Source organism: Cypionkella sinensis, from assembly GCF_042646385.1.
Taxonomy (GTDB): Bacteria; Pseudomonadota; Alphaproteobacteria; order Rhodobacterales; family Rhodobacteraceae; genus Cypionkella; species Cypionkella sinensis.
Window position 1 is genome coordinate 811,090 of sequence record NZ_JBHRTO010000002.1, and the last position, 15,166, is coordinate 826,255.

Consider the following 15,166-nt stretch of genomic DNA (forward strand, 5'->3'; position numbering starts at 1 on the left):
CGTGGCAAGGCAGCGGCAATCCGGTTATCGTCGCAGCCATGCTGTGCAAAGAGGCGTGCCATGTCCCTGCTTTCCCTTCTGACCGACGTGCTGTTCATCGGTCACTCGCTGGTAGGCCCCACCCTGCCCACCGTCCTTGACGCCACCCTGCGCGAGATGGGCGCGCCTTCGGTGGTCGAAGCGCAGATCATCAACGGCTCCTCGCTCGCCTACAACTGGGATAATTCCGCCAATGCCGAAGGCGTCGATGCCAAAGCGCGGCTGAAGCAGCGCGCGGCGGATGTGCTGATCATGACCGAAGCGCAGCCGTTGAAGGGGCAAATCCAATACAACGACACCTCGGGCTATGTAGCCAAATTCTCCGCCCTCGCCTTGGAGGCCAACCCCCACACCCGCCTCTACGTCTACGAAACCTGGCCCAGCCTGAACTCTGGCCCCGGCAACATCACAAAGGACGATCCCGACGCAGGCATCCCATGGCGCGAACGCCTCGCCCTTGATCTGCCGCTGTGGGAGGGTGTCGCCGCCGACGCCTCGGTCAAAGCGGGGCACGAGGTGAAACTACTGCCCGTCGGCCAAGCGATGGGCCTGCTGGCTGATGAGATCAAGGCAGGCCACGTCCCCGGCGTCACTGACATCAAACAGATGTTCAGCGATGACATCCACCTTTCCGGCAAGGGGCTTTATTTCGTGGCCATGGTGCAAGCCGCAGCCATCATGGGCAAAAGCCCCGAAGGCGTGCCCGCCAAAGTCACCCGCGCCTGGACTTCACGCGATGCCGTGATCACGCAGGAGCAAGCGCAAGCCTTCCAGCGCATCGCGTGGAAGGCGCTGGAAGCCTATGTGCCGGGCGAAATCGCCGCCAAGATCGCCCCCGCGCCCGTAAAAGCCGCTGCCGAAACCCCGCCCGCCCCGCTGCCCGCCGTTACAGACCCGCCGTTTCCCGCCTTCAAACCGATCACCAACACCCACCTCGCCCTGGGCCTCGCAGGCGTCAACGACTGGTCGGTGCAGCAGCCCTTCCTCAACGTCATGAAAACCGCCCGGCCCTGGATCGGCCATCTGCCCGATCAGTTCGGCGGCTGGACCGAGGCTGATCTGGCAAAGGCAGGCGCCTTGGGGCCGCATGGTTGGCCCACCAAAATCCCGCCCGAACTGGCGAAAATCTCGGCCCTGATCCTGACCGAACTGCCCGAAGATGCCGCAGGCGTCGCCGGGCGCTACATCCTGACCTACCAAGGCAAAGGCACGCTGAAACTGGAAGGCCGCGCGCAGGTTGTCGAAGAATCCCCCGGCCGCGTGGTGTTTGACTACACGCCGGGCGGCGGCATGGTTTCGGTCTCGCTGCTCGCCCTCGACGCCGCCGACCCGATCCACGACATCGTCGTCGTGCGCGCCTCGCGGGCACAGATGCTGGCCGATGGCGCCATCTTCAACCCCGATTGGCTGGCGCGGATCAGGGGCGTCAAAGGCATCCGCTTTATGGATTGGATGATGACCAATGACTCCACCCTCGCCGACCCCAAAGACCGCCCCCTACCCGAAGATTACACCTACGCCCGCAACGGCGTGCCGATGGAAATCATGGTCGCCCTCGCCAATGAACTGAAGGCCGATGCGTGGTTCACCCTGCCCCACCTCGCCACAGATGATCTGATCCGCACCTACGCCCAAATCGCGCATGATCAGTTGGACCCCGCCCTGCACGCGCAAGTCGAATACTCCAACGAGGTCTGGAACTGGCAATTCGCCCAAGCCCGCTGGGCGGAAGAACAGGGTATCGCCCGCTGGGGCCAAGACAAGACATGGGTGCAATTCTACGGCCTGCGCGCCGCGCAAGTCATGGCGATCTGGTCGGATGTGTTCAAGGATGCCCCCACCCGGCTAACCCGCATCGTCTCGGTACAAACCGGCTGGCTGGGGCTGGAAGAGCAAATTCTCGATGCCCCCTTGGTCGTCGCCGAAGGTCTGCCGCCCCCCGTTGCCAGCTTTGATGCCTATGCCGTAACCGGCTATTTCAGTGCCGAACTGGGTGGCGAGCAGAAATACACCACCGTCAAAGACTGGCTGCGCCAGTCTGCCGATGCCGCGCGCAAAGACGCCGCAGCACAGGGGCTGAGCGGGGCAGATGCCGACGCCTATCTTGCCGCCCATCGCTATGATCTGGCCGACAAACTGGCCGCACAGGATTTGCGCGATGGCTCTGTCAGCGGCAATCCCGCCAACAGCCTGACGCAAATGCTCTCCGAAACGCTGCCCTATCACGCCGCCATCGCCGCAGATCGCGGCCTGAAGCTGATGATGTATGAAGGCGGCAGCCATGTGGTTGGCTATGGCGCAGCGGTCGATGACGAAGAACTGACCGCTTTCTTCACCCACTTGAATTTCACCCCCGAAATGGGCGCGCTTTACGCCGAATTGCTGGCGGGCTGGCAGTTGATCAGCGATCAGCCGTTCAATGCCTTTGTCGATATCTATCACCCGGTCAAATGGGGATCTTGGGGCGCGTTGCGGCACTTGGGCGATAACAACCCGCGCTGGGATGCCTTGGCCAAAGGCTGCATCACGTGCTGACACCCCGGCTGAGCGTCATCATCCCGGCCAGCAACGAGGCGGACTATATCGGCGCTTGCCTGACGGCTCTGTTCGCCTCAGGCGCGGTAGAAGCCGAATGCATCGTCGTCGCCAACGGCTGCCGTGATGCCACGGCGGCGGTGGCGCAGGGCTATGCCGATCAGGCCACGGCGGCAGGCTGGGCATTGACGGTGCTGGACTTGCCGCAGGGCGGCAAGCCCAACGCGCTGAACGCAGGCGACCGGATCGCGCGGGGGGCGCTTCGGGCCTATCTGGATGCCGATGTGGTGGTTTCGTCCCCCCTTATGGCGCAACTGATTGCAGCACTTGCTGGTGATGCACCGCTATACGCCACCGGCACCGCCGAAATCCCCCGCGCGCAAAGCTGGGTGACGCGCGCCTATGCCCGCTTCTGGCAACGACTGCCCTTCGCGCAAAGCAACGCCCCCGGTTATGGCCTGTTCGCGGTAAACGCCGCAGGCCGCGCGCGCTGGGGCGATTTTCCGGCGATCATCTCGGACGATACCTTCGTGCGGCTACAATTTGAACCGCACGAGCGGGTGCAGGTGCCTGCCACCTACGCTTGGCCAATGATCGAAGGCTTCTCCGCGCTAACCCGCGTGCGCCGCCGTCAAGATGCCGGCGTGGCCGAGATTGACAGGCTGTACCCCGGCCTTCTGGCGCGCGAGGCAAAAGCCCGCCTCAGCAAGGCAGACCTGCTGGCGCTGGCCCTGCGTGACCCATTGGGTTTTGCCACCTATGCCGCCGTTTCGCTTGCCGTTCGCCTGCGGCGCGGGCAGGGCTGGACGCGCGGTCGGTGATCTGTTCACGGCGAAAAACCCGCGGAAAACACAAGATGTTGTGTATCTAGGCACCGGGGCACACAAGTCATTCCCAGATGGGAAGAAGCTTACAGATCAAACGTCGCAAACACCGGCGCGTGGTCAGACGGCTGATCCCACCCCCGCACGGGCCGCAAAATCCGGCTGCCATGCGCAGCCCCGGCAATGTCGGGCGTGGCCCAGATATGGTCCAACCGCCGCCCCTTGTCGGCACCGTCCCAATCGGGTGAACGGTAGCTCCACCAGCTATACAGATTGCCCGTCGGAATATCAGCGCGGGTGACATCTACCCAAGCCCCTGCGTCCATCACAGCGCCAAAGTGCTCCACCTCGATCGGGGTGTGGCTGACGATTTTCAGCAGCGCCTTGTGGTTCCAAACGTCATCCTCACGCGGGGCAATGTTCAGATCGCCGACAAGGATGGATTTGCTGGGCTTCTCACCATGGAACCAATCACGCATCTCGGTCAGGAAATCCAGCTTTTGCCCGAATTTCACATTCTGCAAGCGATCAGGAATATCGCCCCCCGCCGGGATATAGCAGTTGTGGATCACCACGCCGTTTTCCAACCGCGCCGCCACATGCCGGGCATGGCCCATCGCCACAAAATCCCGCCCGCCCACATCTTCCAGCGGCAGCTTCGAGATGATCGCCACCCCGTTGTAACCCTTCTGCCCCCGCGCCACCATGTAGCGATAGCCCAAGGCACGGAACTGCTCGACCGGAATCATCTCCACCGGGCTCTTGCATTCCTGCAAGCACAGGATATCAGGCGATTCTTCGGCCATAAGCCTGACCACCAGACCCTCGCGCAACCGCACCGAATTGATGTTCCAAGTGGCAAGGGTAAACGTCATCGGCAGCTCCTGATCCAGAGCCAAACCCTAAGCCGCGCCACGATTGTTCTCAAGGGGTCAAGGCCGCCGGACACCACACAAAAAGCCGCCCAGCCAATAGGGCCGGGCGTGAGGTCCAACAGGGAGGTAATGTCTTACATATACCACAGTATGCGGCACTTTGCCGGGGGCCGATGCAATTTACCCAAGGCATGACTTTTTCGCCACAACCCAAGATTGTCAGATGCACGACAGCATTCGGCGCCGGAGGTTATTTCGTCAGGATCAGCTTGGCCGATTTGGTGATCCGCAGCGTGTAAATCTGGCCGTCCAGCTCGATATAAGCCGTGCCTGCCCCACCCGTCAGCGCCCGAGCGTCATAGCGCGGGGTGCGGTCGGACGGCACCAGTTCGGGTGCAGGGTTCAGGGGCGAGAGGATTTGGGTTTCGTACATGGTATGCTCCGCTTTTGCCAGAATTGGCATTGAAAGACCGGCTTCCCTTTTGGCGGGTGGCATGGTGATCCCTAATTCCTATCAAATCCGTCAGGAATGTAAATCCTGATTCTTTTACTTATGTTTGTGTTGCAGCCAAGCTGCGGCAGCTCTGCAACGCTGCCCGCTCATGCGACCGCCTGCGGCAGCAGCCAGGGGCCGCTGTTGGGAAGCTGGTTGGTGCGGATCGGGCAATCATAAGCGGTGGACAGCAGCGTATCGGTCAGCACAGATTCGGGTGTGCCTGTGGCTATCACCCCACCGCCCGCTAGCAGGGCCAGATGATCGCAGAACATCGCCGACAGGTTCAGATCGTGCATCACCGCAACCACTCCACCGCCCGCATCGGCAAAGCGGCGGGCAAGGCGCATCACCTGCAACTGATGACCCAGATCAAGGCTGGCCACGGGTTCATCCAGAAACAGCCAGCGCGCGCCTGCGGTGGCAACAGGGTTCCAGACCTGCACCAAGGCACGGGCGAGTTGCACGCGCTGACGCTCACCACCTGACAGGTCTTGGTAGTTGCGTGCGGCGTGGTACAGCAAATCCACCTCGGCCAAGGCGCGTTGCGGCAGATCCTGCGCCGCTGCGTTCTCGCCCATGCTCAAGCCCAGCCGGATCACTTCCAGCACGGTAAACGGAAATGCGAGTTGAGTTTCCTGCGCCATCACGGCGCGGACGGCAGCGAGTTGCCAAGCCTTCGCGCGCGCCACATCCAGCCCGTTCAGGGTGATACTGCCGTGATAGGCGATCTCGCCCGTCATCGCGCGCAGCAGGGTGGTTTTGCCCGAACCGTTTGGCCCGACAATCGCCGTCAGCGTGCCGGGGCGGGCGCGCAGGCTGACATCGCGCAGCACCTGACGGCGGCCAAGAGTGATGTTGACGTGTTCAAGCTCAAGCATGGCTCAAATCCCCACAAGGCCCTGACGCCGCATCAAAATCCACAGGAATACCGGCGCGCCCAGCACGGCGGTGACGATACCGATCGGCAGTTCTGCCGGGGCGACAATGGTGCGGGCGATCATATCTGCCCCGACCAGCAGGCTGGCCCCCAACACGGCAGCGTTGGGCAAAAGGTAGCGATGGTTCGGGCCGGTGGAGATGCGCAGCAGATGCGGCACGACGATGCCGATAAAGCCGATGCCCCCCGCCACAGCGACTGACGCTCCAGTTGCGGCGGCCACGCCCAGAATGATCAGTTGCTTCAACCGCTCCACCTCGATGCCCAGATGCGCGGCTTGCGCTTCGCCCAAGGCCAGCGCGTTCAACCCGCGCGCCATCAGGGGGGAGAACAGCAGCACTGGCAGGATCAGCGGCAAGGCTGTGGCCAGCTTGCCCCAGCCCGCGCCCGCCAAGGAGCCCATGCTCCAGAACGTCAGGTCGCGCAGTTGTTTATCATCGGCGACATAGACGAGAATCCCCGTCACAGCCCCAGCCAAAGCGCCCAGCGCGATGCCCGCCAGCAGCATATTGGCAACCGAGGTATGACCGCCACGCGTGGCCAAACGATACAGCAGCAGCGTCGCCGCCCAGCCGCCCAGAAAAGCCGCGACCGGCACCAGTTGGCCGCCGAAATGCACGGCAATTTCCGCAGGCAGCAGGCCGCCCAGCACAATCGCCAGCACCGCCCCCAAACCTGCCCCCGCGCCGACACCGACGATGCCGGGATCAGCCAAAGGGTTGCGGAACAAGCCCTGCATCAGCGCGCCCGACACCGCGAGCGCCGCGCCGATCAGCAGGCCCATCGCCAGACGTGGCAGGCGGATGTTCCAGAAAATCACCTGATCGCGGGGCGAGAGTTCGCCGTTCAGGGCGGCATGCAACAGGTCGGCAAGGGTCAACCCCGCCGCCCCGGTGCCCAAGGACGCAACCGAAACCAACAGCAGCAGCACGATCAGGGCGCGCAGCATCAGGCCGGCGCGGGCCTCGCGCGTATCACCCGAGCTGCGGCTGCGTCCCAAGGCAAAACTGGCCATCCTAGCCCGCTTTCGGATAGAGCGCGTCATAAAGCGCCTTGGCGGCCTCGGGCGTGCGCGGGCCAAAGCCCAGCAGCAGCATCCCATCCATGCGCAGGATATTGCCCGATTGCGCGGCAGGGGTTTGCGACAGGGTGGGATGCGCCATCACATCCGGGTTGCCGATGGCCAGATCGCCTTCGCGATCCATCATCAGGATCAGATCGGGCGCGGCGGCCAGCACGGATTCGTCCGTCATCTGCTTGTAGCCGTGAAAGCCCGTTGCGGCGTTGACGCCCCCGGCAAGTGCGATGATGCCCTCTGCCGACGATCCCTCGCCACCCGCCATCACCCGCCCGCCTTGCAGAGACAGCACGAACAGCACGCGTTTTTTGTCAGTCACGGCGGCGGCGCGGGCTTCAGCCTCGGTCAAGGCCACTTGCACGTTTGCGGCCAAGGCGGCGCCTTCGGTGGGCAGGTCCAAAGCTGCGGCGACTGCGGTGATCTTGGCGACCACGCCCGCAGGGGTTGGATCGCCCGGCATCCGCAGAAAAGGAACACCTGCGGCGTTCAACACATCCACCGCAGCGGGCGGGCCTGCATCGGCTTCGGCGAGGATCAGATCGGGGGATACCGACAGCACGCCTTCGGGCGACAACGCGCGGATATAGCCGACATCTGGCAGCGCGGTGATTTCGGCAGGGTAGGTCGAGGTCGAATCGCGTGCCACCAGCCGATCTTGCGCGCCCAAAGCCACAGCGATTTCAGTGACCGAGCCGCCCAGCGTCACGACACGCTGGGCAGGCTCGGCCATCGCTGTGGTGATCAGCACCGCCGACGCAGCCAGCGCCAGAATCACCCGCAGAGTAAGGGATTTCCGCATCATGCCATCTCCGCTTCCAGCACCGGAAGCGCCTTGACGAACGCATCCCAAGCCAGCGGCGGCGCATCCTTGCGATAGCCAAAGATTTGCAGGATCAGCCCGCCGTCGGCATCGAACGCCTCAACCGAGATCGCATCGCCGCGCTGGGTTGGTTTGGTGACGCGCCAGACTTCGGCGATATGGTCGGCGCGCAGGTGCAGGTTAAAACGCGGATCCATCACGTTGATCCACGGTCCCATCGGCACGACTTTCTCGATCAGCCCGCCGTGAATCTGGATGCAGCCCGCGTTGCCGACAAAAATCATCAGTGGGATTTTCTGATCGGCGGCAGCGTGCAGCACTTGGGTCATCGCATCGCGCGCCACGGGGGCAGCATAGGGCGCACCCACCATGCGATTTGCGCCCAGGCGGTTGAATTTCAGCCGATGCGTCAGCCGCAGGAACTGGTGGGTATCGGTCATCGCCTGCCACTCGGCACGCAGATCAGCCACGCGGGCGGGATCACCCTTTGGCCCCTCGACAGGCGCGCGCGGCACAAGCGTCAGGTGATCCGGCTGTTCCGGCAGACGCAACGCGGCCACCAGCGCATCAAAGGCCGCAACATCAGATTCCGGTTTCAGATGCACTTTATGCACGGCATCGCCTGCGGCATCGAACACCTGCAAGCTGCGTTTGGGGCCATCCTCGCCCGTCTCGACCACCGCAAAGCCGAATTTCCAGTGGCTTGGGAACATCCGCATATCAATCTCGGAGCCCAGCACCATCGCGGCATGGGCGCCAGAGTGGTAATCCTTGTAGACCCCACGCCGCTCATGCACGCAGGATTCGTTCCGGGTCAGCGCCATCACATCGCCCAAATTCCCGATCAGCGGGAACAAGGCATCGGGGGCGGCATCGATCATCGTGGTGCCATGGCCGACATAGGCCGCCACCAGATCGGCCTCGGTGATTCCTTGCATCGCAGCGAAATCGCGGGCGCGTGCCTTGGGGTTTGCGGCGCGCAATGCGCGAATCTGATCGGGGGTATGCGTAGGGGCCATGCCAGAATCCTAAGTTTTGCAGGGGTGCGCGGATCTGGCTGGCCTTCGGGCCGTGGCTGGAGCGCAAGGGGCAAGACATATCTTCAGAGATATACTTGACAGTTATACTGGGGATTTCTATGAGCTTATTCTTGACAGATCAAGTCAGAATATATCTCTGCCCGCCAGCTTGTCCGATACCGGCAAGGCCAGCCATTCGCAGACCCTTAAAAAGGAACGCCAATGCTGCCCCGCCGCCCCACCGCCCTGCGCGGTCAACTTCTGCTCTCGACCTTTGCGATTGCCCTGATCGCCTCACCCGCCGCTGCGCAAGACACGGGCGACGGCGTTTTCCAGATGCTGGGCCGGATCATCTTTGGCACAGGCACCGCGAAAGTTGCCATCGACACGCCACAAGCCGTGACGGTGAAAGAGCAAGCCGATCTGGACCGCGCCCAGCCCAATACGGCTGGCGATGTGCTGAAAGGCATCCCCGGCGCACAGGCCACGGGGTCTTCGGCGCGGCCCTTGGGGCAGGCGTTCAACATCCGCGGCATCGGCAACACCGAGCAAACCGCGTCGGAGGCGCGCATTGCGGTCAGCGTCGATGGTGCGCCGAAATTCTTCGAGCAATATCGCCTTGGGTCGTTCTTTGGCGACTTTGAACTTTTCAAGCGGGTGGAAGTGCTGCGCGGCCCGGCCTCGTCCACACTTTACGGCGCGGGCGCGATTGGGGGGGCGATTGCCTTCACCACCAAGGATGCCGCCGATTTCATCCCAGAAGGCAAGACGACCACGCTGCGCTTCAAGACCGGCTATAACAGCAATGGCGACACCAAGAAGCTGGGCGTCATCTTTGCCACCAAGCAGGGCAACGCCGAATACCTAGGCGCGCTGAACTACTCAACAGGTGGCGAGATCAAGGATGGCTCGGGCACGGTTCTGCCCGGCACCGCCCATGAAAGCACATCCGGCCTGCTGAAAGGCAAATGGACACTGGGGCAGGATGACGATCAAAGCGTCACGCTTGCGCTATCGCGGACCGATACAGATCTGGACGATGCGCTGGTGGCGCAGACCGGGGGGGCTGCGGCGGCATTCTTCGGCACAGCCGACATTCATTCGATTGACGATACCGTGTCGCTGACATGGAACAACGCCTATTCGGCCAATCCGCTGCTCGATCTGACGGTGCAGCTGTCTTACACAAATACCAATGTGGACAAGAGCAACTTCTCCTTGGGGTCTGCCTGTGCGCCGGGTCGCAACCAGGTGCTGTGTGACGGCGAATTTGGCTATGCCACCACGACACTGAAGGTCGAAAACACCGCCGATCTCAGCACCGGGGCTTGGACCAACTATCTGACCACGGGCGTGCAGTTCTCGTCGCAAAAACGCAGCGCGACCTCGACGGTTGGGTCTTACCTGTTCCATCCCGAAGGCACTGATCGCAAGATCGGCCTCTATGCCCAAGGCGAGTTCACTTATCAGGAACGTCTGACCCTGATCCCCGGCATCCGAATCGACTTCGGCGATGTCACACCCGGTGCAGGCGCACGCGCCTTGGGAGCCGATGATGTCAGCGACACCGCCATCTCGCCCAAACTGGCGGCAATGTACAAGCTGAACGACTCGTTCTCGGTGTTCGGCTCTATCGCCCGGACAGAACGTCTGCCGAACCTGGATGAGCGTTATTCAAGCGAAGCGGCAAGCAGCCTGCCAGAGCGGCTGATTAGCCCAGATCTGAAGAAAGAAAAAGCCGACAGCATCGAGTTGGGCTTCACGGTGCAAAGACAGAACCTGCTTTCGGACGGCGACAGCCTGCAACTGAAAGTCACAGCGTTCCATAACGACGTGACCAACATGATCGCCACCACGCCGCGCTTGGCCGGTGGTCCGGCTGTGCCCTACTTCTCGAACATCGCCTCGGCAGAGTTGTGGGGCGCAGAGCTGGAAGCAGGCTACGATTCAGAGTTCTGGTTCGCCAACCTTGCCTACAGCAACGTGCGCAGCAAAGACGGCACCACGGGGCTAACGCTGGCAGATACCCCGGCAGAAAACGTCGCACTGACCCTTGGTGGCAAGCTGCCCGCACAAAATGTCAGCTTCGGCTGGACGGGGTATTACTATGACGACATCACCACCTCGTCTGCCACCACCTCGGCGCCGCATTACGACACGCATGATCTGTTCGTGAAATGGTCGCCGCAGGAAGGCGTGTTGCAAGGGCTGGATGTGAACTTTGCGGTCGAAAACATGTTCGACAAGACCTACCGCAACAACCTCGCGCTCGATAACGGTGTGGGCCGCAACTACAAGCTGTCGGTCGCCAAATCGGTGAGCTGGTGATGCGCAAGCCCTGCGCCTTTGCCATCGGGATGGGCCTTTTGGCTCATCCTGCCACCGCGCAAGAGGCAGGCGCAGGTCTGCCCCACGCCAGCACCGATCTGTTCAGCATCATCCTGTCAGCGCATTGGGTGGTGCAGGCGGTCATGCTGGTGTTGGCGCTGGCGGCTTTTGTGGCACTGACGATCATGGTGCAGAAGATCGCCGAGCTGACCCTGGCCTTCCGCGCCCTGCGTCGCAGCGCACAAAAGCTGTCAGAGGCCAATGACCTGACCGCAGCCGTCCGCGCGATGGCGGCACAGCGCGATGCCGCCACACAGATGGTGCGGGTGGCGCATGAGGAATTTCACGCTCTGGTCGATTTCCCCGCCGACCCCGCCTATGGCCATGCAGCGCAGCAACGCACCCGGCTAGCCATGGAACGGATCGAGGCTGCGGCCTTGGCGCGTTTGCGCGCGGGATCGGGGCTTTTGGCCTCTATCGGGGCGACCGCGCCGTTTGTCGGCCTGTTCGGCACGGTGTTCGGCATCATGAATGCGTTTCTGGCGATTGCGGAAACCAAGACCACCAGTCTGGCCGTCGTCGCCCCCGGCATTGCCGAGGCGCTGTTTGCCACCGCCATTGGTCTGCTGGCGGCGATCCCTGCCGTGCTGATCTACAACGCGCTGTCGCGGCGCATCGCCAGTTTCCGCCGCGGCCTTGCCGATGCTGCCGCCCAGATCGAGCGCTTGCTCAGCCGCGATCTGGATCGGCGCAGCGCGGCAAAGTTTGCCAAATCTGTGTGAGATATCATGGCCATCAGCCCGAGCACCCAACGCGATGAAGACGACGATGGCGCGATGGCCGAGATCAACGTCACGCCGTTCATTGATGTGATGCTGGTGCTGCTGATCGTGTTCATGGTTGCGGCACCACTTTCCACCGTGGATGTACCGCTGAATCTGCCAACCTCGTCTGCCGAGGCCACCCAGCGCCCGGAAGATCCGGTGTGGCTTAGCCTCGCGCCTGACCTCACGCTGACCTTGGGCAATCAGCCGCTTGCACGCAGCGATCTGCAAGCGGCGCTGGATGTGCAAAGCAAGGGCAAGCGCGATGTGCAGGTGTTTCTGCGCGCCGACCGGGTTGTGCCCTATGGCGATCTGATGGTGGTGCTGGATCAGTTGCGCAGCGCTGGTTATCTGAAGGTCGCGCTGGTTGGCTTGCAAAGCGGCGACGCGGAGCAGGCCACGCCATGACAACGCAATTCCGCAAATGCCCGGTGTCCTGCCCCATCGCGGCCTCGGCGCAACCGCAGCGAAGCTGGCGCAGTTGGGCGCTGTCGGCTACGACCACCGCGCTAGTGCTGAGTGCCGCCAGCGCCGTAGCGCTGACATCTGCCGCGCCGCCGGTCATGGATCAACCGATTTTTCTGACGCTGCCCCCAGCCCCGGCTGCGGCGGAAAGCGTTGCTGCCATCTCTGATCCGGCCCCGATTGCCAGTGCCGAAGCGCCCAGCCAGATGGCCGACAAAGCGCCTGAAGCCGACTCGCCGCCTGATCTGCCAACCGCGCAGCCGGTGGCCAAACCCGACGCGCCAACGCAGCCCGCGCCCGAACAGAGGACGGATGCCAAACCCACGCCGCCCGACATGCATTTGCCGCCGCCCGATCCGTTGCCCGCGCCCGATGCGCAACCGGCTGCTGCCGAGCCGCCGCCACCCGCGCCAAAGCCACAAGAACCTGCAAAACCGGCAGTGAAAAAGGCCGAGGCAAAGCCGAAGCAGGTTGAAAAGAAACCTGCCAAGACCAAGAAAGCCAAAGAACCGGCTCCGAAGAAGGTTACGAAAGCCAGTGCAGCCGCACCCAATGCGGGCGGAGCCACCGCGACCGCCAAGGCTGCGAAGGCTGCAGCGCAAGGCCCGTCGCCTGCCGCCTATCAGAAGGCGGTGATGAAAAAGATCAAGGCCACCCCAAAGCACGCCAATGCGGGCAAGGGCCGCGCTGTGGTCGGCTTTGCGATTTCGGCAAGCGGCGGACTGTCGCTGGTGAAGATCGTGAAAAGCTCCGGCTCGCCCGCGTTGGATGCGGCGGCACTGGATCACATTCAACGCGCGGCGCCGTTCCCAGCGCCGCCTGCGGGGGTCGCCGCGCGGTTTTCGTTTGAATTTGTCGGGAAGTGATCAGGTCAGATTGATCGGGCCAACCTGATCAGGCCAGCGCGATCAGGTGATTGTCCCACTCGGTTGAATTGCGGGCAAGCGGGGTCAGGCCGTCGCGGCCATAGCCCCACACACCACCCTGCCCATCGGTCAGCCGCAAGCCATCACCCACCGCCGCAGCCCCCGAAACATCGGCGCGCTGATCGCTCGACAGCCAGTTGCCCACGCCATCAAACAGCATCACCACCCCCGCCGGTGCCGAGGTGAGCGCGATCAGATCGCCCGCCCGGTTGACAGCAATCGAGCCCGCATAGCCCTTCATCGCAAAGCCTTGCGCATCTGGCGGCGGGCAAAGCTGCGGCGCGCTGCCCGGCACCCAGAGGCCCAGTTGCGCGACAGGCTCTGCCGGATCGCCTTCCCATTGCATCGCGAAAGCCACACCCTCGCCGTGCAGGGCGAGATGGCGGATCGAGTTCTGGTGCAATTCATCTGCCAATTCCACCTGATCCAGCAGCGCGCCTTCGGGCGATAGCAGCGTCAGGTTGGGTCGCATGGTGTCCGTATTAAGCTTGGTGCGGTCGCCGGGGTCAGTCTGAATCCCGCCGTTGGCCACCACCAGACGGCCATCCGCCAAGCGCCGGATGTCATGCGGGCCGATGCCGCCACTTTCCCATTCGCCGATGCGGGTAAAGCCTGCGGTTTCCCACAGCCCGACCCGCCCCGCCGAGCCTTCGGCCACCACTTCCGATGTCATCAGCAGCGCGCCGTCCAGCGAAAACGCGCCGTGGCCGTTGAACTGCCGCCCGTCGGGTGGGGTCAGCCGATGCCGCACAGCGCCGGTCAGGCAATCCAGCACCAGCGCGAATGTGCCGGGGCGGCGCGCAAAGGCCACCGCCAAGGCCTGCGTCGGATGCGCCGCCGCCGCATGACCGCGCGCAGGCAGGCCGATCTCGAACAGGCTTTCCCCCTGAGCGCTCAGGCCATGCAGCACGAATTCGTCGCCCAGCTTGCCCGCAGCCAGACAGGCGGGAGAGCCGACTTCGGCCCAAGACACCCGCGGCAGGCTGGCCGCAGCCAAGCCCGCCAGAAACGCCCGCCGCGTTGCCATATCAATCTCCATCCGCCGCGTTAAAGCCGACGCCCACATCCAGTTCCGGCCCAAGCTCGGACACCACGGTATCGGTCAAGGCGCTGATCGCCTGCTGCAAAATCTCAACCTTCAGATGGCCCTGCGGCGTGGCAACCCCGGCGAAGCTTGGATCGTCCAGCGTCTCGGCCAGCTTGATCGCCCGATCAAACCCCGCCAGCGTCAGCGGCGCATCGGGGGTCAGCGTCACCACCATGGCGCGCAAGGCCTGCAGCGACAGCAAGACATTGCGCTGACTGCGCCCCGAGGCCACAGCCTCGGCGCGTTCCGGGCGCGGTTTGTCAAAGGTGCCCAGAGGGCGGGCAAGGCGGGTGTCCTTGTCAAACTCCAGCGCGGCGACAACCTGCGTGAACAGGGTCTGACGCACTTCGGGGCGGGTCTGGAAGGTGGTGTTGCCCAGATCGCCTGCGGTCAGCACGGTCTTGGAATATGTGTTGATCCAATTGTCATTGATGATCTTGGCCATCCGCGCCAGATCCAGCGTCGTCGCCTTTATCAGCGCGCAGGGGTCGGCGGGCAAAGGCTCGGCCGGATACAGCAACCGCTCCAGCCCCGTCAGGCCGCGCGCTGCCACCGATTGATCGGGGAAATGTTCCGGCGAAAGCTGTGCCGGATCGCCCAACAGCAACGCACGTTGCGCCTTGGCGCCAGAGCCTTTTGGATCCGGCCAGAACGCAATCGCCACCGACAGCCCATCCGCCTCGGCAGGGCCAAAACGCAGGTGCTGCACGCCGAGCCAAGCATCATAGGCCGCGTTGAAGGCAGGTTTCAGGCCATCCGCTTTGCAATCCTTGGCAGCGGCATCCGCCAGCTCTTGCGTGCTGGTCGCGAAGGCCGCGTAGCCGGGCAAGATGTGATCGGACAGGGTCTGTTCAAAATCAGCCAAAGCCGGAGTGGCAAGGCAGAACGTCAGCAACGTCGCGCGCAGCAGCAT

Annotated in this window: 14 protein-coding genes; 6 read left to right on the forward strand and 8 right to left on the reverse strand. The window is 63.2% G+C overall.

Annotated features, from left to right (window positions below; all coding sequences use genetic code 11):
• Positions 1-60: 60 nt before the first annotated feature.
• Positions 61-2,574, forward strand: a complete 2,514-nt coding sequence (locus tag ACFOGH_RS19090) for a hypothetical protein (protein ID WP_380074769.1) — start codon at positions 61-63, stop codon at positions 2,572-2,574.
• Positions 2,568-3,395, forward strand: a complete 828-nt coding sequence (locus ACFOGH_RS19095; RefSeq protein ID WP_380074770.1) for a glycosyltransferase family 2 protein — start codon at positions 2,568-2,570, stop codon at positions 3,393-3,395. Before ACFOGH_RS19090 ends, ACFOGH_RS19095 begins: the two co-directional genes overlap by 7 nt.
• An 89-nt stretch (positions 3,396-3,484) precedes the next feature.
• Here ACFOGH_RS19095 and ACFOGH_RS19100 read toward each other — a convergent pair whose 3' ends face one another.
• From ACFOGH_RS19100 to ACFOGH_RS19125, 6 genes are all read right to left on the reverse strand, one after another.
• The gene (locus ACFOGH_RS19100; RefSeq protein WP_380074771.1) at positions 3,485-4,273 is read right to left on the reverse strand and encodes an exodeoxyribonuclease III; all 789 of its coding nucleotides are present in this window, start codon (positions 4,271-4,273) and stop codon (positions 3,485-3,487) included.
• Positions 4,274-4,523: 250 nt separating this feature from the next.
• The gene (hemP, locus tag ACFOGH_RS19105; RefSeq protein WP_380074772.1) at positions 4,524-4,706 is read right to left on the reverse strand and encodes a hemin uptake protein HemP; all 183 of its coding nucleotides are present in this window, start codon (positions 4,704-4,706) and stop codon (positions 4,524-4,526) included.
• A gap of 167 nt (positions 4,707-4,873) precedes the next feature.
• Entirely contained in the window at positions 4,874-5,647 is a 774-nt protein-coding gene (locus tag ACFOGH_RS19110) for a heme ABC transporter ATP-binding protein (protein ID WP_380074773.1), read from the reverse strand.
• 3 nt (positions 5,648-5,650) lie between these two features.
• Positions 5,651-6,721, reverse strand: a complete 1,071-nt coding sequence (locus tag ACFOGH_RS19115) for a FecCD family ABC transporter permease (RefSeq protein WP_380074909.1) — start codon at positions 6,719-6,721, stop codon at positions 5,651-5,653.
• A 1-nt stretch (position 6,722) separates the two neighbouring features.
• Positions 6,723-7,583, reverse strand: a complete 861-nt coding sequence (locus tag ACFOGH_RS19120) for a heme/hemin ABC transporter substrate-binding protein (RefSeq protein ID WP_380074774.1) — start codon at positions 7,581-7,583, stop codon at positions 6,723-6,725.
• On the reverse strand, positions 7,583-8,623 hold the full coding sequence (locus ACFOGH_RS19125; RefSeq protein WP_380074775.1) for a hemin-degrading factor: 1,041 nt from the start codon (positions 8,621-8,623) through the stop codon (positions 7,583-7,585). Before ACFOGH_RS19125 ends, ACFOGH_RS19120 begins: the two co-directional genes overlap by 1 nt.
• A 222-nt stretch (positions 8,624-8,845) precedes the next feature.
• On the opposite strand from ACFOGH_RS19125, the gene ACFOGH_RS19130 reads away from it, so the two are divergent.
• From ACFOGH_RS19130 to ACFOGH_RS19145, 4 genes are read left to right on the forward strand one after another with little or no spacing between them, the layout of a single operon-like run.
• Positions 8,846-10,951 (forward strand): TonB-dependent receptor domain-containing protein, encoded by a 2,106-nt coding sequence (locus ACFOGH_RS19130; RefSeq protein WP_380074776.1) that lies wholly within the window; start codon positions 8,846-8,848, stop codon positions 10,949-10,951.
• Positions 10,951-11,733: a tonB-system energizer ExbB gene (exbB, locus tag ACFOGH_RS19135; protein ID WP_380074777.1), complete on the forward strand. Its 783-nt coding sequence runs from the start codon at positions 10,951-10,953 to the stop codon at positions 11,731-11,733. Before ACFOGH_RS19130 ends, exbB begins: the two co-directional genes overlap by 1 nt.
• Before the next feature lie 6 nt (positions 11,734-11,739).
• Positions 11,740-12,183 carry a TonB system transport protein ExbD gene (gene exbD / locus ACFOGH_RS19140; RefSeq protein WP_380074778.1) on the forward strand — a complete coding sequence of 148 codons (444 nt, stop codon included), beginning with the start codon at positions 11,740-11,742 and terminating at the stop codon, positions 12,181-12,183.
• Positions 12,180-13,106, forward strand: a complete 927-nt coding sequence (locus tag ACFOGH_RS19145) for an energy transducer TonB family protein (RefSeq protein WP_380074779.1) — start codon at positions 12,180-12,182, stop codon at positions 13,104-13,106. The genes exbD and ACFOGH_RS19145 overlap by 4 nt, the downstream gene beginning before the upstream one ends.
• Positions 13,107-13,134: 28 nt before the next feature.
• Here ACFOGH_RS19145 and ACFOGH_RS19150 read toward each other — a convergent pair whose 3' ends face one another.
• Positions 13,135-14,193 (reverse strand): DUF1513 domain-containing protein, encoded by a 1,059-nt coding sequence (locus tag ACFOGH_RS19150; protein WP_380074780.1) that lies wholly within the window; start codon positions 14,191-14,193, stop codon positions 13,135-13,137.
• A gap of 1 nt (position 14,194) precedes the next feature.
• Complete coding sequence (locus ACFOGH_RS19155; RefSeq protein ID WP_380074781.1) at positions 14,195-15,166, reverse strand: imelysin family protein; 972 nt, start codon at positions 15,164-15,166, stop codon at positions 14,195-14,197.